At 61.9% G+C, this 21,359-nt stretch carries 16 protein-coding genes; 6 read left to right on the top strand and 10 right to left on the bottom strand.

Annotation, left to right across the window (positions count from 1 at the left end; translation table 11 throughout):
- The first annotated feature begins 150 nt into the window (after positions 1-150).
- The gene (locus IU367_RS13775; RefSeq protein WP_043557132.1) at positions 151-1,224 is read left to right on the top strand and encodes a 3-deoxy-7-phosphoheptulonate synthase; all 1,074 of its coding nucleotides are present in this window, start codon (positions 151-153) and stop codon (positions 1,222-1,224) included.
- Between the two features lie 118 nt (positions 1,225-1,342).
- The gene (tyrA, locus tag IU367_RS13770; protein ID WP_274452181.1) at positions 1,343-2,482 is read left to right on the top strand and encodes a bifunctional chorismate mutase/prephenate dehydrogenase; all 1,140 of its coding nucleotides are present in this window, start codon (positions 1,343-1,345) and stop codon (positions 2,480-2,482) included.
- 73 nt (positions 2,483-2,555) lie between these two features.
- Here tyrA and hdfR read toward each other — a convergent pair whose 3' ends face one another.
- The 10 genes from hdfR to IU367_RS13720 all read right to left on the bottom strand — a co-directional run bounded on the left by hdfR (position 2,556) and on the right by IU367_RS13720 (position 15,877).
- Entirely contained in the window at positions 2,556-3,431 is an 876-nt protein-coding gene (hdfR, locus tag IU367_RS13765) for an HTH-type transcriptional regulator HdfR (RefSeq protein ID WP_103471849.1), read from the bottom strand.
- Positions 3,431-3,793, bottom strand: coding sequence for a MaoP family protein (locus tag IU367_RS13760; protein WP_042865769.1), 363 nt, complete (start codon positions 3,791-3,793; stop codon positions 3,431-3,433). The genes hdfR and IU367_RS13760 overlap by 1 nt, the downstream gene beginning before the upstream one ends.
- A 302-nt stretch (positions 3,794-4,095) precedes the next feature.
- Positions 4,096-4,578, bottom strand: coding sequence for a serine protease inhibitor ecotin (gene eco, locus IU367_RS13755; protein WP_043557129.1), 483 nt, complete (start codon positions 4,576-4,578; stop codon positions 4,096-4,098).
- Between the two features lie 219 nt (positions 4,579-4,797).
- Positions 4,798-5,355, bottom strand: a complete 558-nt coding sequence (locus IU367_RS13750) for an Lcl C-terminal domain-containing protein (protein ID WP_241278224.1) — start codon at positions 5,353-5,355, stop codon at positions 4,798-4,800.
- Positions 5,352-6,722, bottom strand: coding sequence for an Lcl domain-containing protein (locus IU367_RS13745; protein ID WP_274452180.1), 1,371 nt, complete (start codon positions 6,720-6,722; stop codon positions 5,352-5,354). Before IU367_RS13745 ends, IU367_RS13750 begins: the two co-directional genes overlap by 4 nt.
- Before the next feature lie 56 nt (positions 6,723-6,778).
- Positions 6,779-9,190 (bottom strand): proprotein convertase P-domain-containing protein, encoded by a 2,412-nt coding sequence (locus tag IU367_RS13740; RefSeq protein WP_274452179.1) that lies wholly within the window; start codon positions 9,188-9,190, stop codon positions 6,779-6,781.
- A gap of 32 nt (positions 9,191-9,222) precedes the next feature.
- Positions 9,223-11,286, bottom strand: a complete 2,064-nt coding sequence (locus tag IU367_RS13735; RefSeq protein ID WP_274452178.1) for a prolyl oligopeptidase family serine peptidase — start codon at positions 11,284-11,286, stop codon at positions 9,223-9,225.
- The gene (locus tag IU367_RS13730; RefSeq protein ID WP_274452177.1) at positions 11,286-13,448 is read right to left on the bottom strand and encodes a TonB-dependent hemoglobin/transferrin/lactoferrin family receptor; all 2,163 of its coding nucleotides are present in this window, start codon (positions 13,446-13,448) and stop codon (positions 11,286-11,288) included. The genes IU367_RS13735 and IU367_RS13730 overlap by 1 nt, the downstream gene beginning before the upstream one ends.
- 307 nt (positions 13,449-13,755) lie before the next feature.
- Positions 13,756-15,606, bottom strand: a complete 1,851-nt coding sequence (locus IU367_RS13725; protein ID WP_103471844.1) for a DUF3413 domain-containing protein — start codon at positions 15,604-15,606, stop codon at positions 13,756-13,758.
- A 43-nt stretch (positions 15,607-15,649) separates the two neighbouring features.
- Positions 15,650-15,877, bottom strand: coding sequence for a YejL family protein (locus IU367_RS13720; RefSeq protein ID WP_042034515.1), 228 nt, complete (start codon positions 15,875-15,877; stop codon positions 15,650-15,652).
- A gap of 73 nt (positions 15,878-15,950) precedes the next feature.
- Here IU367_RS13720 and yejK point away from each other — a divergent pair, with 73 nt between their 5' ends.
- From yejK to malG, 4 genes are all read left to right on the top strand, one after another.
- Positions 15,951-17,012: a nucleoid-associated protein YejK gene (yejK, locus tag IU367_RS13715; protein ID WP_274452176.1), complete on the top strand. Its 1,062-nt coding sequence runs from the start codon at positions 15,951-15,953 to the stop codon at positions 17,010-17,012.
- Positions 17,013-17,407: 395 nt separating this feature from the next.
- The gene (gene malE / locus IU367_RS13710) at positions 17,408-18,589 is read left to right on the top strand and encodes a maltose/maltodextrin ABC transporter substrate-binding protein MalE (RefSeq protein WP_098984415.1); all 1,182 of its coding nucleotides are present in this window, start codon (positions 17,408-17,410) and stop codon (positions 18,587-18,589) included.
- 75 nt (positions 18,590-18,664) lie between these two features.
- Complete coding sequence (malF, locus tag IU367_RS13705; RefSeq protein WP_043136956.1) at positions 18,665-20,317, top strand: maltose ABC transporter permease MalF; 1,653 nt, start codon at positions 18,665-18,667, stop codon at positions 20,315-20,317.
- Between the two features lie 12 nt (positions 20,318-20,329).
- Entirely contained in the window at positions 20,330-21,220 is an 891-nt protein-coding gene (gene malG / locus IU367_RS13700) for a maltose ABC transporter permease MalG (protein WP_043136954.1), read from the top strand.
- Positions 21,221-21,359 lie beyond the last annotated feature (139 nt).

Genomic DNA, 21,359 nt, shown 5'->3' with positions numbered 1-21,359 from the left:
CACCTGTTAGACAGTTAACCCGCTAGTTTCACTTGATTGTTTGTTTTTCCTTGGTAAGGTGAGGGCGGTTGCGTAACAAAGTGCTGACTTGTGTAAATAAAATAATACACTCGGTGCAATTGGCTTAAATACTGTAGAGAGAATGAGAAAATGCAAAGAGACCCCCTGAACAACATCCATATCCAGTCCGAACAAGTGATGATCACGCCTGCCCAGCTCAAGGAGAAGCTACCCATCTCCGACCAGGCGCTGGCATTCGTGCAAGGGGCCCGCACTACCATAGCCGACATCATCCACCGTCGCGATCACCGCCTGCTGGTGATCTGTGGACCCTGTTCCATCCACGATATGGACGCCGCCAAAGAGTACGCAACCAGACTCAAAGCGCTGCATGATGCCTACCAGGATTCTCTCTACATTGTCATGCGGGTCTACTTTGAGAAGCCGCGCACCACGGTCGGCTGGAAAGGGTTCATCAATGACCCGAACCTGGACGGTACCTTCGATGTGGAGCTGGGGCTGCATCGTGCCCGCGAGCTGCTCTGCTGGCTGGCGGAGCTGGAATTGCCGCTGGCGACCGAAGCGCTCGACCCCATCAGCCCGCAATACCTGGCAGAGCTCTTCTCCTGGTCGGCCATAGGTGCGCGCACCACAGAATCCCAGACCCACAGGGAGATGGCGTCCGGCCTCTCCATGCCGGTGGGTTTCAAGAACGGCACAGACGGCAACCTCGGCACCGCCATCAATGCGCTGCAGGCGGCTTCCAGCCCCCACGCCTTCATGGGGATCAACCAGCAGGGCCAGGTTGCCTTGCTGCAGACCCAGGGCAACCCGGATGGCCACGTGATACTGCGCGGCGGCAAGCACCCGAACTACGACTCGGTCAATGTGTCGCTGGCGGAAGAGGCGCTGGAGAAAGCGGGCCTGCTGCCCGGCCTGGTGGTGGATTGCAGCCACGGCAACTCCAGCAAGGATCACCGCTTGCAGCCCAAGGTGGCCGACAACGTCATCCACCAGATCCAGGAGGGCAACCGCTCCATCATAGGGGTGATGCTTGAATCCAACCTGTTCGAGGGCAATCAGTCCAGCGAGCAGCCCAAGGAGCAGATGCGCTACGGCGTCTCCATCACAGATGCCTGTATCGACTGGGATAGCACAGCCAATCTGCTGGCGCGATGCCATCGCGAGCTGGCGGCGCCGCTCAGGGGCAGAACCGGGCGTTAAGCCGTGGTATCTTGTCGTAACTGATTGAACCATAGAGGTATCACCGCCCATGCGGTGATACCTTGTTGCCTCTTGAATCACAGGGCGCCGCCGCCAGCGGCGCCAGCAGGGACTGGATATGGCTGAAGAGTTGAATGCCCTCAGGGACAAGATAGATGCGGTGGACAGGCAGCTGATCGATCTGCTGGCCGCCCGTCTGGCCCTGGTGGGGGAAGTGGGTGAGGTGAAGAGCCGCCATGGCCTGCCCATCTATGCGCCGGACAGGGAGGCGAGCATGCTGGCCCGCCGCCGAGCCGAGGCCGAGCTGCTGGGGGTGCCCGGCGATCTCATCGAAGACGTGCTGCGCCGTGTGATGCGCGAATCCTACATCCTCGAATCGGCCAGCGAAAAAGAGAACCATTTCAAATGCATGAAGCCGGAGCTTGGCAAGGTGGTCATCATAGGTGGCCAGGGCCAGCTGGGCCGCTTGTTCGGCCAGATGTTCGGCCTCTCCGGCTACCGGGTCGAGACCCTGGAACAAGCCGATTGGCCAAGGGCTGACGCCATCCTGGCCGACGCGGGTCTGGTGATGGTGGCCGTGCCCATCGACATCACCTGCCAGATCATCGACCGGCTCGGCAACTTGCCCGCCGACTGTCTGCTGGTGGATGTCACCAGCGTGAAGGCGGCGCCACTCGAGCACATGCTGGCGGTGCACAAAGGCCCGGTGCTGGGGCTGCACCCCATGTTCGGACCGGATGTGGCGAGCCTCGCCAAGCAGGTGATCGTCTGCTGTCAGGGCCGTGACGCGGCCGCCAGTCAGTGGCTGCTGGATCAGATGACCATCTGGGGCGCCCGTCTGCAACAGGTGGAAGCCAAGGCTCACGACGAGGCCATGACCCTCATCCAGGCGCTGCGCCACTTCGCCACCTTCGCCTACGGCTGGCACCTCTCCCGGGAGCGGGCCAATCTGGATCGCCTGCTGAGCCTGAGCTCTCCCATCTACCGGCTGGAGCTGGCCATGGTGGGGCGGCTGTTTGCCCAGGACCCCGAGCTCTATGCCGACATCATATTGTCGTCCCCGCAGAATCTGGCGATGATCCGCCGCTACTACCAGAACTTTGGCGAGGTGCTGGGGCTGCTGGAGCAGGGGGACAGGGCCGGCTTCATCGATGCCTTCTCGCAGGTGTCCGGTTTCTTCGGCGAACATGCCGACGAGTTCCTGCGTGAGAGCCGCATGCTGCTGGCCCAGGCCAACGACCGCCGCCAGCACGGCTGACGAGATCGCACACAAGCATCATAAAAAAGGGGCCTGTTCGGCCCCTTTTCTGTCTGTGCTATCCGGCCCGAAGTTATTCGAGCTGCGGCAGGCGCAGATCGGCGCCATCCCAACCGAGCGGCAGGGTCAGCAGCTGATCGATCAGCTCCCGGCGATCGGATTTCTCCAGATAGGCGAGGTAGAGCGGACGACTGAGCGGCTGGCCTCCCTCCACCAGATGCAGCCGTCCCTGCTCCAGGAAGGGGCTCACCATGCGCCGTGGCAGATAGGCGGCGCCACCGTTGGCCAGCACGAACTGCAGTGCCATGTTGGCAGAGCTCGAGTGCAGCACCGGGGTCTTTTGCAGGCTCTGCAAGCGGCTGGGCTGCGGCTCGAAGCTGGTGCCCCAATCCAGATGAATGTGGGGCATCTGCATCAGGCTGTCGGCGTTGGCGGCGGCATCCCGGCTGACCAGCTCGAACACCAGCTCGCCTATGGGGTGCAGGGCTATCTCGTCGATCTTGGTCGGCTCGGAGAGCAGAGCGAGATCGAGAGAGCGCTCCAGCAACTGGCGGCACAGGTGCTCGCGGGAAGCCGTTTCGAGCCGCACCGCGAGGCCGGGGGCCAGCGCATAGACATGGTTGAGCCAGTCGTTGAAATCGAGCTCCCAAAACACGGCGGGCGCACCTATGGCGAGCTGCTGGCTGAAACCGGGGGAGAGGGCCACATCCTGTCTGGCCCGGCCCAGGGTATGCAAGATGGCGTCTGCATAGGGCAGCAGACGCTCACCGGAGGCGGTCAGGCGGATGTTGTTGCGATGACGGGCAAACAGACTGACCCCGAGTTGCTGCTCGAGCTGGCGGATCCGAAAGCTCACCGCCGACTGGGTCAGGTAGAGATTCTCAGCAGCCCGGCCAAAGTGCCGGGTCTTGCTGACCTCGATAAAGGTCCGAAGCAGTTCGGTATCCATTAATCGATGGACTCGTCGCTGCCGCCGCCACTGCCACCTTCAAACCCGCCGCCACCGGTTTCCTCGTTGGCGCCACCCGCGACTGTGCACAGACGATGCACGCGCTTGGGACCTATTACCTTCAGATACTTGAACCACACCTTGGCGTGGGGGTTGCTGCCGGCGGCGCCGGATTTGATCTGTTCGAGAAAGGCGCTTTCTATGTCATCGCGCGGCGTCAGGTTGCCCTGATAGAGCGCCAGCATGGCGGTGCCGTATTTTTCCAGACTGTCCGCTTCGGCCACAGTGAATTCGCCACTGCGACGCAGGCCACGGGGAAAATGTTTGAAGTCGTTGAAACGCTTGTCGGATTCGAAGCTCATAGTGCTCTTTTTCTGGTTAGTTTGACCTTTGCGGGCAAGTATCATCAGGCCGTCGCAGAGTGCAAAATCAATTTTTTCACTATATGGATAAATCTCTTTCATCGAAAGTGATTTCGCCATGATCCAGTGGGCATTCAGGGGAGACAGGAGCAAAAAAGCGAGAAAAAAAGCGGAGTTATGTCAGGTTCTGTAAAGGTTTGGCGCGCGGGGCAGACGATTTTTGGCCAAAAATAAAGCGCCATTCGGCGCTCTATTTTACATCAATCATGAACCAAAGCGGGAGGTTTGGTCTCGATGGAGACTTACTCTATCATGGCTGGCTGGGCCAGGTTGTCGGCACGCCACAGACGGTAGCGCACTTCATACTCCTGCGGGACGTAGAGCACGAACGGCAGCTTGGAGTTGTAGTTCACGAAGAAGCCCTGACCGTAGATCTGGACGAAGGTCTCTTTCTTCTGGCCATCCGGGCAGGCCATCAGGGTGCTGATGGGATCGGATACCTTGCCGAGCATCAGGTAGTTGTAGCCCCAGCCCTTAACGCTGTGCTGCTCCAGATTGCCCGCGAAGCGCGGCACATTGCAATCGACCATCATTTTCTTGCCGACCTGCAGCTCGACCATCATGTCGGCTTCGTTCTCGACTTCCGGCAGGCGGATCACGACACGTTCCTGGTTTACTTCGGCGGCCGGGAACATGCTGATATCAAATTTTTTCGGTTCGGCGGCGAAGGCATGGCCGCCCAGCAACAAGGCGCCCAGCAGGCTAAAACGCAATACGGTTTTCATCTGTACCTCATGGGGTTGGTTCAACGCCGCTAGACTAACCGCTCTGCCCGTTTCATGCCAGCGATCTGCGGTGCAAATCATGCCGGATCCGGCACAGGATGACGTGTTCTGGCTGTTTTCTGACAGGGCGCACACTCCTTGTACGCCTCACCGGCAAGGGGCTGGGGTGGCCGGAAGCGGATCCTGTTTTCAGCAGTACCCCCGGCCACCCCTGCGCACTCAGCGTACCAGGAGCAGCTGCTTGGCCCAGGCGCCAGGCGCCCGCATGCCAACGGCGCCACTGGTGATATCCAGATAGGCGACGCTCTTGCTGGCCGGCACCGGGGTCGAGGACCAGAGATAGACGTAACCGTCGTTCACCTCTTTCCCTTCCCCGGCCATGGCGCGGGGGAATATGGTCTCGTTCAGCGCAGGCTTGTAGCAGGCGGATTCCAGCACGCTGGTCAGCTCCTTGATGGTAGGCAGGCGCCAATCCCGGTAACCGCCAAAGCCGTACAGGGCATGACTGGGCTCGGTGCGGATCCGCTCTGCCGTCAGCAGGGCCTGCTGCCAGTAAAGCCGGGTCGGCTCGCCGCTGCAGCTCTGGTCGCGCCAGGTCTGGCCGAGCTGGCAGCGCATCCAGGTCAGGCCCGTGCTCCTGTCCGTGACTGTGCCGTTGCCGCGATCGATGAAGCGGGCGGTGGGGCTGGTTCTGGGCATGGTGTCATCGCAGATGGCGGTGGCCAGGGCGAGGGGGCTGCCGAGGGTCAGCAGCAGGGTCAACATCAATCGGTTCATCGGGTTACCTCCGCCACCAGTCGCAGTTGCAGACCGTTGGCATCATCGCTGTTTTGAACTGTGGTGGCGTAGTCGGTGCCGGCGTCATCGCCGAGGAAGATATGGGCGATGGCGCTCAGGGGGGCGCTCTCCAGCCGACGGGACGGGGTCAGGGTCTGGCTCCAGTAGTAGCCGCTGAAATCTTTGGTCGTGGTGCCGACATCGGGGAAGTAGCGCACATCCAGGGTGACCAGCTGGCCATACTGGCGGGCGAGCGAGCCGTAGTGTTGCAGGCTCATCAGCTCGCGCGAGTGGGGCATGCGCCAGCTGGTGATGCCGCACAGCTGCTGGGCGTTGAGCCACTGGCGATACTGCTCCGTGGTACAGATGGCCTCGCCTTGCGGGCAGGCGTAGTCGCGCTCCTCCTGGGTGGGGTGATAGTCGCCAAGCTCCCAGGCGAAGGTGCGGTGCAGATCGCGGGGGCTCTTAGCATCATCCTGCTTTTTCTCCCAGATGAGGCGGGTAGTGAGATCCTCCACACACTCCCAGACGGGGGCGTCATCCGGCAGGGGCTGGCCCTTGCCATCCAGCTTGCGATAGCGCAGGGGGGCCTTGTTCAGGCTGGCCTCCTGGCCCGGGTGGTCGGCGGGCTCCTCGGTGAGCAGGTAGTCGACACCATCCGTGTAGGTAGTGACGCCGCTGCCGGTGACCAGGGGATGGGAGTATTGCTGTTGCAGCAGGCGGGAGACGCTCTCCTGCAGGCTGGTCAGCTCGCCGTGCTGGGCGAAGTGGCTGGCCAGCTCGGGCAGCAGGCTGCCGAGGGCCGGCCACACCACGGCTTGCACGAGGACGGGTGAAAGGTCCGATATCCCCGGCTCGGCATCGATCACCGTCTGCAGCAGTTGCCCCAGCGCCAGGTTGAAGTCGGCCAGTTGCGACAGGGCGGCCAGCCCCTGACCCGGTTGCAGCGGCGCCAGCGCGCTCAGCATCTGGTCGAGTGCCTGTTTGGGGGGATGTCCCTCGGCGATGCGGCTTTGCAGCAGGGTGCTGAGCAGGCTGGGGGTCAGGGTCTGGTCATCCAGTCGGGCGGCCGGATGCAGCAGCGTCGGCGCCGCCGGATTGGTTGGCAGGAACAGCAGCGGACTGGTCAGCAGGGCGGGGGAGGTGCCGCTCAGCTGACGGGCACCGGCCACGCCGCTGACGCCGGGCTCTCCCTCGTCACAGCGGGTGTTCTGGTTGAGATTGACGCACAGGGTGCCACTCTCGGGCAGATTGACGTTCAGGGTATAGGCTGGTGCCGCCAGCGGCGCCTCATCCGAGCCACCGCCACCGCAGGCGGTGAGCAGGGGGGCCAGCAGGCAGGCCAGACGGGAATAGGTTGGGTTCATCTCTTGTCCTTGGGAAGGGGCTCTGGGCCCCTTCTTCTTATATATGGGTGGGTTACTCAGCCGCGCCGGCGAAGGCTGCGCCAGACTGCCAGCGGCAGCAGCCAGAGCAGGTTGGCGGCGCCACCGCCGCTGCTGTCGGAAACGTTGAAATGGATGATGCCGTCATCCGGCGGGGCGACCGGTTCACCACACTGGGCGCCGATGCGCTGGCTGATGCTCCAGCCATTGATGCGGCCCTGGTGCCCGGGTTTGCTGTCCACCACTTCCAGCGTCCATCTGCCGGCCAGTGGCTCTCCCAGCAAGGGGGTGAAGGGTTGCAGGGACTGCAGCTCGGTGGGGAAGAGCCCCTTCAGCCGTGGCAAGGGGCTGTAGCCCTTGTCCCAGATCTGGATGCGGGTGCCGGAGGGGGAGTTGAGCCAGATCTCCAGCTCATCCAGGGCATCGTGTTGCAGATCCAGGCTCAGTTGCAGCTGCTCACTCACCTTGGCACTGCTCTGCTCCAGCAACAGGCTGGCTTGGCTCAAGCCGCGAACCTCCTCGCTCTGGGCATCGTTGAGGAGCAGCGGCTGACCAGTGGCGCGGCTGATGATGGGCGTGCCTATGGGCAGGCTCAGTGGTTGCTGCCACTGACGCTCGGTCGGGCTGGTCCCCGTCATGGCGAGGCTCACCGGCAGACTCACCTCATCGCCGCAGGCCAGCGGACTCTGGGCCAGCAGCCGCAGCGTGGTGGTGGTGCTGGCACCCGCCGCCAGTGTGGTGGCTTGCCACTGATAGGGATCGGCCTGCAGCCCGGCGGGCAGGGTCAGGGTCAGCTCATTGAGGGTCACAGGTGCCGGGCCCTGGTTGGTGAGGGTCAGCTGCACGGATTGACGCTGCCCCAGCTCGATGGCGCTGCCCTCGGCCAGGGCGATATTGACCGGCGCCAGCAAGAGGCCGTGCTGGCGGAAGGCCTGCTCCAGATGGCTGGCGTAGTGACGGACCGGATAGAGCCGCGCCGCCGTGTCCACAGTGATGCGGGCCAGTTGTGGCATGCGAATGGCCGGGCCCAGCCCGAAGTGGGATTCGATGATGACGCGGTCAAACTCGTCCCGGGCCCCTTCGCCATGCTCGGTCACCGACGCCAGCAGGGCCTGGAACAGCGGAGTGCCCCACAACTGATCGCCGTTGCTGCCGTTGATGGTGCGGTGGGCCGGGTAGCTGTAGTCCGGGTGGTAGCGGGCCCGCAGATCGTCCAGCTGGCGCGGGGTGCGGTCGGTGAAACGGGCATCCCAGTTGAACACCATGGCCGGTTCGAACTGGCGACCCGCCTCGCTGCGCTGGCGGTGGCTGGCGGCCAGGTAGTCGCTGAAACCCTCGCCGATGGCGCCCCAGTCCGCCTCGTCCCCGAGATCCGGCACTATGTGGTGTTGCACCGCGTGGCCGAACTCGTGCCAGATCACCATGGGATCCTCGGCATCGGGCACGCCGCTGCGGCCCAGCTCCAGCCTGCGCTCGAACGGATCGTAGAGGGAGTTGTCCTGATAGCCGGCCTCTGTGTCTATGTCGAGGGCCCCCGGGATGAGCCCGCTAAAGCCCAGCTTCTTGAGGTGGCGCTGGGCCAAGTCCAGATGGTAATAGGCGTTGATGTCGGCGAAGCCCCGATCGTCCCGGGTCAGCCGGAACGCCTGCGGGGTGTCGCCGCTGAAGGGGGCCGTATCGGGCTCCATGGCATCCACCACCCGGGCGTGGGGGCCGCTCAGCAGATAGTGGCCGCCCGCCAGGGTAACCGGCAGCGCCACCTTGTCCTGATAGGCGGCGTCCGCCAGTACCAGCTCGTCGTGCCAGACCAGGCTGGCGTCTTGCAACTGGGTGCGGGGATCCGGATCGAATACGCGTGCTTCCACCTGGGTGTCGCCGGCGTCGGCGATGCGGCTGGCCCGGGTGCTGGCCGCATCCATCCAGCGGCCCAGCTCCCGGCTGCCGTCGCAACTGGCGAACAGCTGCACATAGCTGGCCTTGGCGTTGCCCGCCTGGTGCTCGCGCACCCGCTGGCGCAGGGCGGGCACCAGGGTGTCGCCGTCGCGCCAGTACCAGGCTTCGACCGCGCCCAGCGGATCGAGCTCGTTGCCCGCATCGCGCAACTGGCCGAGCAGGAGATCCAGGTTGCCGGCGGCATCGCAGCCGGGTTCGCTGCTCTGCAGCGGTCGGCTGTTGTGATAGAGGCGCCAGGGCTTGCCGGCCTTGTCGACGCTGACGGCGGCCTGGATGGTGGCCACCGGCAGGCCGTTGACCAGCTGGCGGAAGCTGTAGTGATGGCCGAGCAGGCTGGCCCTGTCGTAGTCGGGGGCGAGTGTCACGCAGAGGCGCTGTTCGAGCCACTGCTGTGGCGTCGTGGTCAGCGGTTGTTCATCGACAAACTGCAGCTCGGCCGCCAGCAGAGGCTGGGAGAGCAAGGTCGCCAGCCAGAGGGCCAGGGAAGAGGGTTTCATGGTTTACTCCAACACAAAAATGAGAAAAGGGATCACTGGCTGACACCCGCCAGGGTGAGCAGGAAGGCATACTCGCGGGCCGCCTGCTGGCGCGCCTTGCCGGCGCTGGCCTGGTGGCCGCTGTCGAGGGCCGTGCTCAGCAGATAGGGGCCCGTGCCTGTGCTGTGCTCCCGCAACCGGGCGACCCACTTGAGCGGCTCCCAGTAGGGCACCTGGCTGTCGTGCAGTCCGGCCGTCACATAGACGGGGGGATAGGGGGCCGCGTGCAGGTTGTCGTAAGGGCTCAGGCGGCGCATGGCGGCATAGTCGGCGGGGATGGCCGGGTTGCCCCACTCGGCGTACTCCTGACGGGTGAGCGGCAGTTCGGGATCGCTCATGGTGCCGAGCAGATCGACGAAGGGCACCTGCAGCACGGCCCCGGCGAAGCGGGTCGGCGCCTGGTTGAGGGCCGCCGCCACCAGCAGGCCGCCGGCACTGCCACCCATGGCGAACAGCCGGGCGGAATCGATGGCCGGATCCCGGGCCAGCGCCTCGGCCACGGTCAGGAAGTCGTCCACGCTGTGCTGCTTTTGCCGGCCTCGCCCCGCCAGATACCAGTCGTCCCCCAGCATGCCGCCGCCGCGCACATGGGCGATGGCGTAGACGAAGCCGCGATCCAGCAGGCTCAGCACCTGCGGCTGGTAATAGGGGCGCATGGGGGTGCCATAGGCGCCATAGCCGTAAAGCAGCAGCGCCTTGGGCTTGATGATGTCGGTGCGCCACACCAGGGAGACCGGCACCTTGACGCCGTCCTTGCCCACCACCCAGCGTCGCTCGCTCCGGTAGGGGGAGGGGCGCTGCGCCTGCGCATCGGCTTGCCACTGGCCGCTCGCCAGATTGAGCCAGCGCTGGTGCGGCGGCTCGGCCATGCCCTGGCGGCGGATCAGGATCTGCCCGCTGGCCGGGTCGTGGGCACCCTGGATCCAGGCCGTGCCGGCCCCCTCGGTCAGGAGCAAGTGGTGGCTGAGCTTGCCGCCACCGTCCAGCACGTCGAGCCAGTCATCCCCGTTGTGGCGATACTGCAGGACCGTGTGGTCGACAAACAGGCGCCACTTCTCGAGACTCTTGTCCTCGCCGGACCATAGCGGTTGCCAGCGGCCCTCGGCCACCTGGGCCAGGCTGGCCACTTGATAGAGACCCAGGGCGCCATCCCGATTGCTCTTGAGCAGCACCCGCTCCCCCTGGGTATCCAGGTAGTACTCTAGCCCGGCCTGACGGGCCTTGAGCAGAGAGGGTGCCCCCGCGTCCAGCAAGTACTGCTCCGAGCTGTCGTGGTTGTTGCTCTGCAGCAGCAGGTGGCGCTTGTCCGTGGTGCGATAGAGGCTGAGCAGCCAGGCGGGATCGGCCTCCTGGTGTACTAGCCGCTCCTTGCCATCCTGCCAGGCCCACAGCTGCCAGGGGCGCAGGGTACGGCGCTCGTTGGCAAGGGTGTAGAGGGTCTTGTCATCCAGGCTCCAGAGCAGATCGGCGGCTCGGTGCGCCAGAGTAGCGAGAGTCTTGCCGTCGACCAGATCGAGCAAGGTGATGCGGTAGTCCCGATCGCCGCGCAGATCTTCGGCCAGCGCCAGCCAGCGCCCGTTCGGGTGCAGGGCCCAGCCGGCCAGCTCGTAGTAGCCGCTGGCCGGCTGGCGGGTCGCCAGCCGTTGGCGGGGCTCAGCCTGCTCGCCGTCTCGCTGCCACAGGCTGCCGTCGGCTTCCATCCGCCACTGGCTGCCCGCCTCGCTCAGCCACTCTTGTGGCATGGGCTCACCGCGCGGCTGCGCTTGCCACTCGGCTTGCAGAGCCTGCTCCAGCGGCCGCTGGCCGGCGAGCTGCTGCTCGGTCCAGCGATTCTGTTCGCCCAGCATGGCCAGCAGGACGGGATCCTGGCGGCTGTCGTCACGCCAGCCGCCATAGGGATCGCGCCGCGCCGTGTCGCCCTTCATCAGCAGGGGCCGCTTGGCAATGGCGGGTGCGCTCTGTGGCGCCGTGGTGGTGACCGTCATGCCCGCGGCCTCGGTGGGGGAGGCCGCCGCCGGATTGGCCAGCAGAGCCGTCATTATCAAGAGCGCGTGCATCAGATCCCCACGAAGGTGTAGCGCAGGCTGGCGCTCAGGGAGCGGCCCGTCTGGGTGTAGAGGCCCGCATCCGTGCCCGCTTCCAGCCCGGCAACGTCCTGATAGCGGGTGTAGCGGGTATCGAGCAGGTTATCGAGCTTGAGGTTGGCCTTGAGGGCGTCTGTGATCTGCCAGTCGGCGGTCAGGGCGAAGCTGAGCCAGCCGGCGGTCTTCATGCACTCACCCTGCTGCTGGGTCAGGCTGTTGCCGCAGGTGGGCACCCGGCTCATGGCGGTGGCGTAGTCGGCCTGCAGTCCCAGGCTCCAGTCGTTGGCCTGATAGCTGAGGCGGGTGTTGCCCTCGAGCGGGGTGAGGGCGCGCGGCGACTCGCCCTGGCTGTCCTTACCGTCGACCCAGCCAAGCTTGGTGGCCAGTTCCCACTGCTGGGTCAGCCAGTAGCTGGCGGCGATCTCGGCGCCCCAGGTCTCGGACTTGGCCACGTTGCGGTATTGGCGCAGCATGACGCCGTCGCTCAGGCGAAAGCCCACCTCGCGCCAGTCGACGAAGTTGTAGTAGCGGTTGTAGAAGAGCGCCGGCTTGATGCTCCACTCCTCCCCTTCGCCGCTCATACCCCACTCGAAGCTGTGGCTGGTCTCCTCCTTGAGGGCCGGGTTGGCGATGATCTCGAACGGCGGCAGGGCAAAGTAGTGGGGAATGTTGCCGTACACCTTGTCGTAGGAGGGGGCACGGAAGCCGTTGGCGTAGCTGAGCCAGCTGCGCCACTGCTCGTTGAAGCGGTAGCTGGTGGCCAGACTCGGGGAGAGGTGCCAGCTGTGGTTGCTCTCGCCCCGGCCATCCTGCGGGCTCAGCCACTGGTGATCCATGCGCAGCGTGGGGGTGAACTGCCACTTGCCCAGGGTCGCCACGTCCCCCAGCCAGATGCCGGCCCGATCGGTGCGGGCGCTGCTGAAGGGGGCGGACTGGGTAGGTTGGGGAATGCCGGCTTCCAGCATCAGCTTCTCCACCGGTCGCTCGTGGCGGGTGCGCTCCAGCTCGACGCCATAACTCAGCTGGTGTGCGACGGCGCCCGTGGTCAGGTCACGGCGGATATCCAGCTCGCTGCCGATCAGATCCTCGGTGAAGGTGGCCAGCTCCCGCTCGCTGCGATAGCGCGGGTAGCCGCTCAGCTCGTCATTTTGCAGCAGGCTGCGCTTGTTGGCGCTGTTCTTGGCGTGGTTGCCGTGCAGGCTCCAGGTGAACTGATCCGCCAGCAGATGATCCAGACTGCGGGCCTCCCAGCTCAGCTTGCCGCCCTGGGTCTGCTGGGCGCCGTTTTCCCGGTACTGGCGTACCTGCCACTTGCCATCGGGCTGGGGCATTTCGCGCGGCCCCTGATCCCGCTTGGCGTTGTCTTCGAAGTAGTCGAGCTCGAGGCGCAGCAGGTGGTGCTCATTCAGGGTGAAACGAGAGCTGGTGGAGGCACTGAGGCCGTCGAGATCCGCCGGGATGCGGCTCTGCTCGTAGTTGGCGGTCTCGTGTCCCTGCCAGCCGGAGAGGCGCAGCAGGTGTTCCGTCATTCCCCAGCGGGCGGCGCCGGTGGCGCTCAGTTTCTGCTTGTCGCTGCTGCCGTCGTGCAGGACCTTGCTGCTGAGGTAGGCATCCTGCCCCTGCAGGTAATCTTCCGGCTGCTTGGTGGTGATGACCACGGTACCGCCGATGGCGTCCGAGCCGTGCAGGGCGGAGCCAGCCCCCTTGGCCACCTCTATCTGCTTGACGTCATCGAGATCGAAGCTGAAACGGCCCACCTTGTCGTTGAGGTCGTCGGCGCCGAAGCCGTCGCTGACCCTGACCCCGTCCTTGATGATCAGCACCCGGTTGCCACCGATGCCGCGGATGCTGATGTTTTGCGGCCGGCCCGCCGAGCCGGTCACAGAGACGCCGGGTTCGTTCTTGAACACGTCTGTGAGCTCGGTGGCTACCTGGCGCTCCAGATCCTCTTCGGTGATGACTGTGATGGAGCCCGAGATATCGGACAGTTTCTGTTCGACCCGCTGTCCCTTGACCACTATGGTCTCGCGCGCCTTGGGCGGGGTGGTGCCGGAGGTGTCTATTCCGGCGGGATCGCCGGCGGCCAGCGCTGTACCGGACAGCAGCATGGGCCAGTAGTGAAGCAGTGTTTTCATGTTGAGAATAATTATTATTTGAGCCTGAAGGCCGCGGATTATTGCAGAGAGGTCCAGTCAGATCAACGATTGATAATCATTATCATTTTGTTTTTATGATCCTGATCAGACTGGTGTTTTTGATAGCAAGCTCAGCAAGGGAGGGGCGAACGTTTGCGTTTGTCTGGGAGGCGATCTGGCGGGTCACTGGGGACGAAAGGCACCGATTGGCTATGAGTGCCGAGGTGTTCTCTTCAGGTTGTGCTGACGGAGACGCAATAAAAAGCCCGCTGCGAGAGCGGGCTGTTCATTGCGAGCGGGCTTGGCCTCAGGGGGCGCGATAGAAGCGGTTCAGCTCGTTCATCACCTGGATCATGACGCCCATGTCGGGGGTGCCGTGCTTGATGGGTCGGTAGCTGTTTCGCTCCAGCAACTCGAAGTCACCCTGTTTGTTGAAGTGAGTGATGGTGTTGCCCTGATAGATGGCAAAGTCGCGCTGATCTCCCGCCAGCAGCCAGTTGCGCGGGCTGGTGTCGAACAGGTTGCGGCCTATGCTGTAGTCCCGCGCCGGATTGCGTACCCCCAGCATGCTCTGCATCAGGGTCGGCACCAGATCCAGGTGACTGCTCACCTGACTCTGCGGCAGGCTGTCGTTGCCCGGCCAGGCCAGCACGAAGGGCACCTGCACCTGATAGGGCGAGTAGTTGGTGCCATAGCCCCAGCTGTTGTTCTGGGTTTCGTTGAACTCCTGACCGTGGTTGGAGGTCACCACGACTATGGTCTGCTCATTGAGCCCCTGCTGTTGCAACTGGGTCAGCATCTGCTCCAGCAACTGATCGGTATAGAAGACGGTGTTCTTGTAGCGGTTCTCCAGCTTTTGCAGGTTCTCGGCCTGATAGGCGGTGGCCGGATTGAACTTGGTCAGTTCGGGCTGGAAGGGCCCCTTGATGTTGGCCGGCAGCTGGTAATCACCCGGGCTCGACAGATAGACCAGCGAGAACCAGGGCCTGTCCGGTGAACGCTTGGCGAGCCACTGCTGCCAGTCGCCGATCAGCTGGTTGTCATCTGTCTGCTCTGAGACGAACACCTGCTTGCGCAGGCCCGAGAGTATGCTCTGGCGATACTTCTGGGCATCTTCCAACGCGCCGAACAGGCCGAACTGATAGTCCTGGCGCAGCATCTCGTCGAACAGTACCGGTGGTGTCTTGTCATTGCGAATGTCGTCGTAATAGTGGCCGGGCAGGCCATAGAAGAGGCTGAACATCCCCATCACATCATCGTTGCCGCCACTCATGTGGTTACGGAAGTTGAGGTGCTGATCCGCATAGCGCTGCAGATTGGGCATGTTGATGTTGTTGAGCATGTCGGCTCGCAGCGAGTCCACCACCACGATCAGCAGATTCTTGTGCTCGACGGGGGCATTGACGCTGAGCGGACGCAGCGGGTAGCGCAAGCGGCTCGCGCTGTCGCCGTCCTGGGATTCGGCCTTCTTCTCGTACTGATCCAGATCCAGCCAGCCGTGTTTGGCCAGGAAGCTCTTGGCAGTCATGGGGTAGGAGAGCGGGAAGTTGGCGCGCTGCATTGTGATGGGCTGATACAGGGTGGCATCGGCCCAGCTGTTGACCACGTGGGTCAGAATGAAGCAGACCAGCAGGGCCAGCCCCACCTGATTGCCGTACTGGCGGCGTTTGCGCTTGTTGATCTTGCGCCAGACATAGGCCGACAGCAGCAGTTGCAGCAGGAAGATGGTCGGCACCGCCACGAAGATGATGCTCCAGATCGAGCCCTCCTCGGTCTGGGCCTGATCCAGCAGCAGCTGCCACACCTGACCGTTCAGGTGGAACTTGAACAGCTGGAACACCTGGGTGTCGATGAGCAGCAGCACCAGCGCCAGGGTGGCTATGATGGCCGAAATGAAGCGCAGCGCCTTCTCTTTGGGCAGCACGAAGCTCAGCGGAAATACCGTCAACAGATAGGTGACAAAGCTCAGAAACGAGAAGTGACCTATCCAGCTGATGATGAGATAGGTCACGCCGAGCGTGGTCGACGGCCAGCTGATCGCCCCCAGATAGCGGGTGGCAATCAGCATGGCCAGTATGATGTTGAAGAAGGAGAACCAATGCCCCCAGGTGATCAGGCGAGAGACATTATCACGATAGGGGTTGCCGGTTTCGACCATAGTGATCCATCTGCTTTGAGAAACGTCAAAAAAAAGCGGCGATTCAGTGTGCGTCGTGGCGATTGTCGACCGAGGAAGTCAGTGCCTGGACAAATTTTTCAGTGATCGCCTGGCGTTGTGCCGGGGCCATGCCGTTGATGATATTGGTTGTCACGTTACCCAGCACCATCAGGCTGAGGTCGACTGGCGCTTTGTGCTTCTCCAGTACTGTGATCAGGTCATTCATCAGGTCATCAAATTGCTGGTTTGTGTACTTTGATACGATGGGCATAATCTTGGGTTCATCTCGGTTCAAAGCGCCTTATAATACTTCACCCTTTCGGCTAACACTATGGCTTTGTGACATGAGTCTCGATATCGACAAGATCATTCTTCACTCCCTGCGCCAGGGCGGCGATGGTCAACCTCACGCCGACACCCGCAGCCAGACCCTGCCTGCCGATGAGGCGGTACAGGGGCTGATGGCGGAGCTGCATCGCATTTACAACGGCAAGGGTGGCAAGGGCTTCGGCTTCTTTGCCGACCCCGAAGCCGCCGTCGCCGAGCTGGCCGACGGTGAGGACGCCCCCAGGCAGCCTTCTCCCGCCTTTCGCATCGCCCTCGAGCAACTGCTCGGCGAACAGACCGAATTCGTGCCCTTCTCGGTCAACATGACCCAGCTGCTGGTGAAAAACCTGGTGGATCACGCCCTCGATGAGCAGGGGGTGCTGCTGTTTGCCAAATACAACTACGTCGGGGTCGATTACCTGATGCTTGCCCTGCTGGAAGGCAAGGAGAGCGTCACCGTCAGCGAGGCGCTGGACTTGCGCCATATCCATTATCTGGATATCGGCAAACTCAATCTGGTGGCCCGCATCGATCTGACCGAATGGAAAACCCAGCCGGATTCTCGTCGATATATCACCTTCAGCAAGGGGCGGGTCGGCCGCAAGCTGGGCGACTTCTTCATGGATCTGCTGGGTGCCCGCGAGGGGATGGATGCCAAGGTGCAAAATAAGGGGTTGCTGCAGGCGGTGGACGATTATTGCGACAGCCGTCAGCTTGAACCGGCCGAGCGCAACGACTACAAGAAGCAGGTCTTCAAATATTGCACCGAGCAGGCCAGCGCCGGTGAAGAGATCGAAATCAAGGAGCTCTCCGCCGAACTCTCTGCAAAAGAAGCGGGCGAGGGCGACCTCGATTTTTACAGCTTCATCGGCCAGGAGTATGAGCTGGAGGATCGCTTCCCCGCCGATCGCTCCACCCTGCGCGGCCTGACCAAGTTCGTCGGATCCGGCGGTGGTCTGACCCTGAGCTTCGAGCAGAAGTTGCTGAACAGCCGGGTGTTTTATGATCCCCAGACCGACACCCTGACCATTCGTGGCGTGCCGCCCAATCTCAAGGATCAGCTGCTGCGCCAGTCGTAATGTGATCTGCTTTCCACTTTTGGCAAAAAGACACCGCACTTCGCTGCGGTGTCTTTTTATTTAAGGGGGTAAGTCGCATCGAAACCAACTCGGTGCTTTGTTAACAAATTAAACAGAATAACCACCATGAAAGGGTTTTCAATGAGGTGAAAACCCTTTCATTCGTGTTTTTTTATTTCCATTTGGTAATTTAATTTCCATTTTTGGCGAGGAATATGCCAATAAATGGCGATAACCCCCTGAAATAAGAAAATGTTTTCAGAACTTTCTGGAAGAAAATACGTAATTGCATTTCAAAAATGCGAGTTGCGTCATGTGAGGCGGTGACGGCTTGGGATAATATTCATCTCGCACACAATGCTCTTACAGCGCGGAACTAATACAAGGAAAGGCTCATGAAAAAGAAATTGCTGTCATCCCTGATCGGTCTGGCTACTCTGGGCGTGGCTTGCTCTGCCACTGCCGCCATTGACGAAGGTCAACTGACCATCTGGATTAACGGTGACAAGGGATACAATGGTCTGGCTGAAGTCGGCAAGAAGTTTGAAGCCGAAACCGGCATCAAGGTGACGGTTGCTCACCCTGATCAGGTGGAAGTGAAATTCCAGCAAGCCGCTGCCACCGGCAACGGTCCGGACATCTTCTTCTGGGCTCACGACCGTTACGGTGAGTGGGTCAAGGCCGGTCTGCTGGTCCCCGTGACCCCGAACGCAGCCACCAAAGCCAAGTTTGAACAGTTCGCCTGGGATGCCATGGCAGTCGATGGCAAGACCTACGGTTATCCGGTTGCGGTGGAAGCCGTCAGCCTGATTTACAACAAGGATCTGCTGCCTGAGCCGCCGAAGACCTTCGAAGAGATCGCCAAGATTGACGAGACTCTGAAGAAGAACGGCAAGCGCGCCATCATGTGGGCCTATGACACCCCCTATTTCAGCTATCCGCTGGTGGCTGCCAACGGTGGCTACGCCTTCAAGAAAACCGCTACCGGTTATGACGTGAAAGATACCGGCGTGAACAACGCAGGCGCCAAGGCCGGTGTGGGCTATATCTCCGAGATGATCAAATCCGGTCACCTGGAAAAAGGCATCGACTACGGTGTGATGGACGCCAAGTTCAACAAGGGCGAAGTGGCCATGATGATCAACGGTCCCTGGGCCTGGAGCAACCTGGACAAGAGCGGCATCAAGTACGGCGTAGCGCCGCTGCCGACCCTGAACGGCAAGCCGGCCAAAGCCTTCGTTGGCGTATTGGGTGCCACCATCAACGCCGCCAGCCCGAACAAGGATCTGGCCATCGAGTTCCTGGAAAACTACCTGCTGACCGACGCCGGTCTGGCTCCGGTGAACGCCGACAAACCGCTGGGCGCCGTGGCACTGAAGTCCTTCCAGAAGACCCTGGAATCCGATCCGCACATCAAGGCCACCATGCAAAACGCCCAGAATGGCGAGCCTATGCCGTCCGTGCCTGAGATGAGCCGTTTCTGGTCTTCCTTCGAAACTGCCCTCAAGAACGTGACCTCCGGCCGTCAGAGCGTTGACGAAGCCCTGGATACCGCTGCCAAGCGTATCGTTCAGTAAGCATGCACTACCCGGGAGGCCGCAATGGCCTCCCACTCTCTCAAATCTCTCTTGGCGTTATAAAGGTTAATTGGCATGGAAGTAGTACCTTCTATTGAATCCTATGCCGGTCCGAAGGATAAGCACACCTGGCTTAAGTGGACCATCGCTGCTCTGGTAGCCATCCTCAACGGTTATGCGGCCGTGATGATGTACGCCAGCGGTGAGTGGGTATTCGCTCTGCTCGATCTGGTGGTGGTCTCCGTCGGTCTGTATGTCTTCATGAACAAGAAGACCTATGCCCACCGCTATATCTTCCCCGGTGTGGCTGGCATGGTTGTGTTTATCATCTTCCCTCTTGCCTACACGATCGGCATCGCCTTCACCAACTATTCGGGATCCAACTTGCTCTCCCTCGAGCAGGCACGGGATTACCATCTGAAAAAAAGCTACAAGGTGGCAGGCGGTGAGTTCGATTTCACCCTGCTGGGTGGTGAGAACAATCAGTTTCAGCTGCTGCTGAAACAGGACGACCAATCCTTTATCAGTCCACCTGTTTCCCTGATGAACAACAAGGCGCGTGAGCTGGCGACCCGTGAGGGCCGAGTGCAAAGCACCCAGCAAGTGGTCGAACTGCAGCCCTTCACTGGCGAAGCGGCCAGCAAGGCCGCCCCGATCCGTGCCATCGTTGAGCATCGTACTCACCTGAGTGACCTGGATCTGGTCCTGCCGGATGGCGGCACCCACCTGACCCTGAGCAGCCTGCGCAAGTTTGCCGCCCAGAAACAGCAATACACCCGTCTGATGGATGGCGCCGTGCTCAAGTCCGGCGTGGTGATCAAGGACAGCAATCTGCTGCGTGACACCCAGACCGGCGAGCTGATGCTGCCCAATGGCGACACCGGCTTCTATCAATACATAGACGAGCAGGGACAGTTTGTCGGCAAGGGCATGGCCCCCGGTTTCGTGGTGAGCGTGGGGTGGAAAAACTTCGTGCGCATCATGACAGACCCGGGTATCCAGGGGCCCTTCATGCAGATCTTCGTCTGGACCGTGATCTTCTCCGCCGGTTCAGTGGCCTTCACCCTGGCCATCGGCATGGTGATGGCGTGCCTGGTGCAGTGGGAGCAGCTCAGAGGTCGCGGCTTCTACCGGGTCATGCTGATCCTGCCCTACGCGATACCGGCCTTCATCTCCATCCTGGTGTTCAAGGGCTTGTTCAACCAGAACTTCGGCGAGATCAACCTGTTCCTGGAAGCGGCGTTCGGCATCAAGCCGGACTGGTACACCACCCCCTTCCTGGCCAAGGTGATGATCCTCATCGTCAACACCTGGCTCGGCTACCCCTACATGATGATCCTCTGCATGGGCCTGCTCAAAGCCATCCCGGAAGATCTCTATGAGGCGTCCGCCATGGACGGTGCGGGTCCGGTGCAGAACTTCTTCAAGATCACGGTTCCGCTCTTGATGAAGCCGCTCACGCCGCTGCTGATCGCATCCTTTGCCTTCAACTTCAACAACTTCGTACTCATACAGTTGTTGACCAACGGGGCACCGGACATCATAGGCGCCAGTACCCCGGCCGGGACCACGGATCTGTTGGTGAACTACACCTACCGGATCGCGTTCCAGGGCTCGGGTGGTCAGGACTACGGTCTGGCCAGTGCCATCGCCACCGCCATCTTCCTGATCGTCGGCGCGCTTGCACTGCTCAACCTGAAATTGTCCAAAGCCGACAAGCAACAGTAAGGAGGCTTCTCAATGGCTATCGTACAACCCAAATCAGTCAAATACCGGGTGTGGGCAACCCACCTGGTCATGTGGGGCTTCCTGGCGCTGATCATCTTCCCGGTGATCATGGTCATCGCCATCTCGTTTCGTAACGGCAACTTCTCGGTGGGGGAGATCATCCCCTCCAATCCGACCCTGGATCACTGGAAGCTGGCGCTCGGCATGTCCATCACCAACGCCGATGGCAGCATAACGCCGCCGCCGTTCCCCGTGCTGACCTGGCTGTGGAACTCCATCAAGATCGCGTGCATCACGGCGCTGATGATAGTGACGCTGTCGACCACCTGTGCCTATGCGTTTGCCCGCCTGCGCTTTCGTGGCAAGCAGACCATATTGCAGGGCATGCTGATCTTCCAGATGTTCCCGGCCGTGCTGGCGCTGGTGGCCATCTATGCGCTGTTCAACAAGATAGGCGACTATGTGCCCTGGCTGGGTCTCAACACCCACGGTGGCCTGATCCTGGCCTACATGGGTGGCATAGCGCTGCACGTGTGGACCATCAAGGGCTACTTTGAGACCATAGACTCTTCGCTTGAAGAAGCGGCGGCCATCGACGGTGCGACCCCCTGGCAGGCGTTCCGCCTGATCCTGTTGCCCCTGTCGGTGCCCATACTGGCGGTGGTGTTCATTCTGGCCTTCATCGGCACCATCACAGAGGTGCCCGTGGCCTCCATCCTGCTGCAGGATGTGAACAACCTGACCCTGGCGGTCGGTGCCCAGCAATACCTCTATCCGCAGAACTATCTGTGGGGTGACTTCGCCGCAGCCGCCGTGCTGTCTGGCCTGCCCATCACTGTGGTGTTCCTGATGGCGCAGCGCTGGCTGGTCGGTGGCCTCACTGCCGGTGGCGTGAAAGGTTAAGTGTGTTGCCGCATGCGCCACACAGCCAGCACCAAGGTGTTCCTGCTGGTCTGTCACAGGGCTGGCTGGTCGGTGGCCTCACTGCCGGTGGCGTGAAAGGTTAAGTGTGTTGCCGCATGCGCCACACAGCCAGCACCAA

The sequence above is a fragment of the Aeromonas bestiarum genome, from assembly GCF_028751155.1.
Lineage (GTDB): Bacteria > Pseudomonadota > Gammaproteobacteria > Enterobacterales > Aeromonadaceae > Aeromonas > Aeromonas bestiarum.
This window is presented reverse-complemented; position numbering and strand designations above follow the sequence as displayed.

Coding starts and splice junctions, on each gene's coding strand:
- IU367_RS13775 (WP_043557132.1), top strand. CDS start 151: ATGCAAAGAGACCCCCTGAACAACATCCATATCCAGTCCGAACAAGTG.
- tyrA (WP_274452181.1), top strand. CDS start 1,343: ATGGCTGAAGAGTTGAATGCCCTCAGGGACAAGATAGATGCGGTGGAC.
- hdfR (WP_103471849.1), bottom strand. CDS start 3,431: ATGGATACCGAACTGCTTCGGACCTTTATCGAGGTCAGCAAGACCCGG.
- IU367_RS13760 (WP_042865769.1), bottom strand. CDS start 3,793: ATGAGCTTCGAATCCGACAAGCGTTTCAACGACTTCAAACATTTTCCC.
- eco (WP_043557129.1), bottom strand. CDS start 4,578: ATGAAAACCGTATTGCGTTTTAGCCTGCTGGGCGCCTTGTTGCTGGGC.
- IU367_RS13750 (WP_241278224.1), bottom strand. CDS start 5,355: ATGAACCGATTGATGTTGACCCTGCTGCTGACCCTCGGCAGCCCCCTC.
- IU367_RS13745 (WP_274452180.1), bottom strand. CDS start 6,722: ATGAACCCAACCTATTCCCGTCTGGCCTGCCTGCTGGCCCCCCTGCTC.
- IU367_RS13740 (WP_274452179.1), bottom strand. CDS start 9,190: ATGAAACCCTCTTCCCTGGCCCTCTGGCTGGCGACCTTGCTCTCCCAG.
- IU367_RS13735 (WP_274452178.1), bottom strand. CDS start 11,286: ATGCACGCGCTCTTGATAATGACGGCTCTGCTGGCCAATCCGGCGGCG.
- IU367_RS13730 (WP_274452177.1), bottom strand. CDS start 13,448: ATGAAAACACTGCTTCACTACTGGCCCATGCTGCTGTCCGGTACAGCG.
- IU367_RS13725 (WP_103471844.1), bottom strand. CDS start 15,606: ATGGTCGAAACCGGCAACCCCTATCGTGATAATGTCTCTCGCCTGATC.
- IU367_RS13720 (WP_042034515.1), bottom strand. CDS start 15,877: ATGCCCATCGTATCAAAGTACACAAACCAGCAATTTGATGACCTGATG.
- yejK (WP_274452176.1), top strand. CDS start 15,951: ATGAGTCTCGATATCGACAAGATCATTCTTCACTCCCTGCGCCAGGGC.
- malE (WP_098984415.1), top strand. CDS start 17,408: ATGAAAAAGAAATTGCTGTCATCCCTGATCGGTCTGGCTACTCTGGGC.
- malF (WP_043136956.1), top strand. CDS start 18,665: ATGGAAGTAGTACCTTCTATTGAATCCTATGCCGGTCCGAAGGATAAG.
- malG (WP_043136954.1), top strand. CDS start 20,330: ATGGCTATCGTACAACCCAAATCAGTCAAATACCGGGTGTGGGCAACC.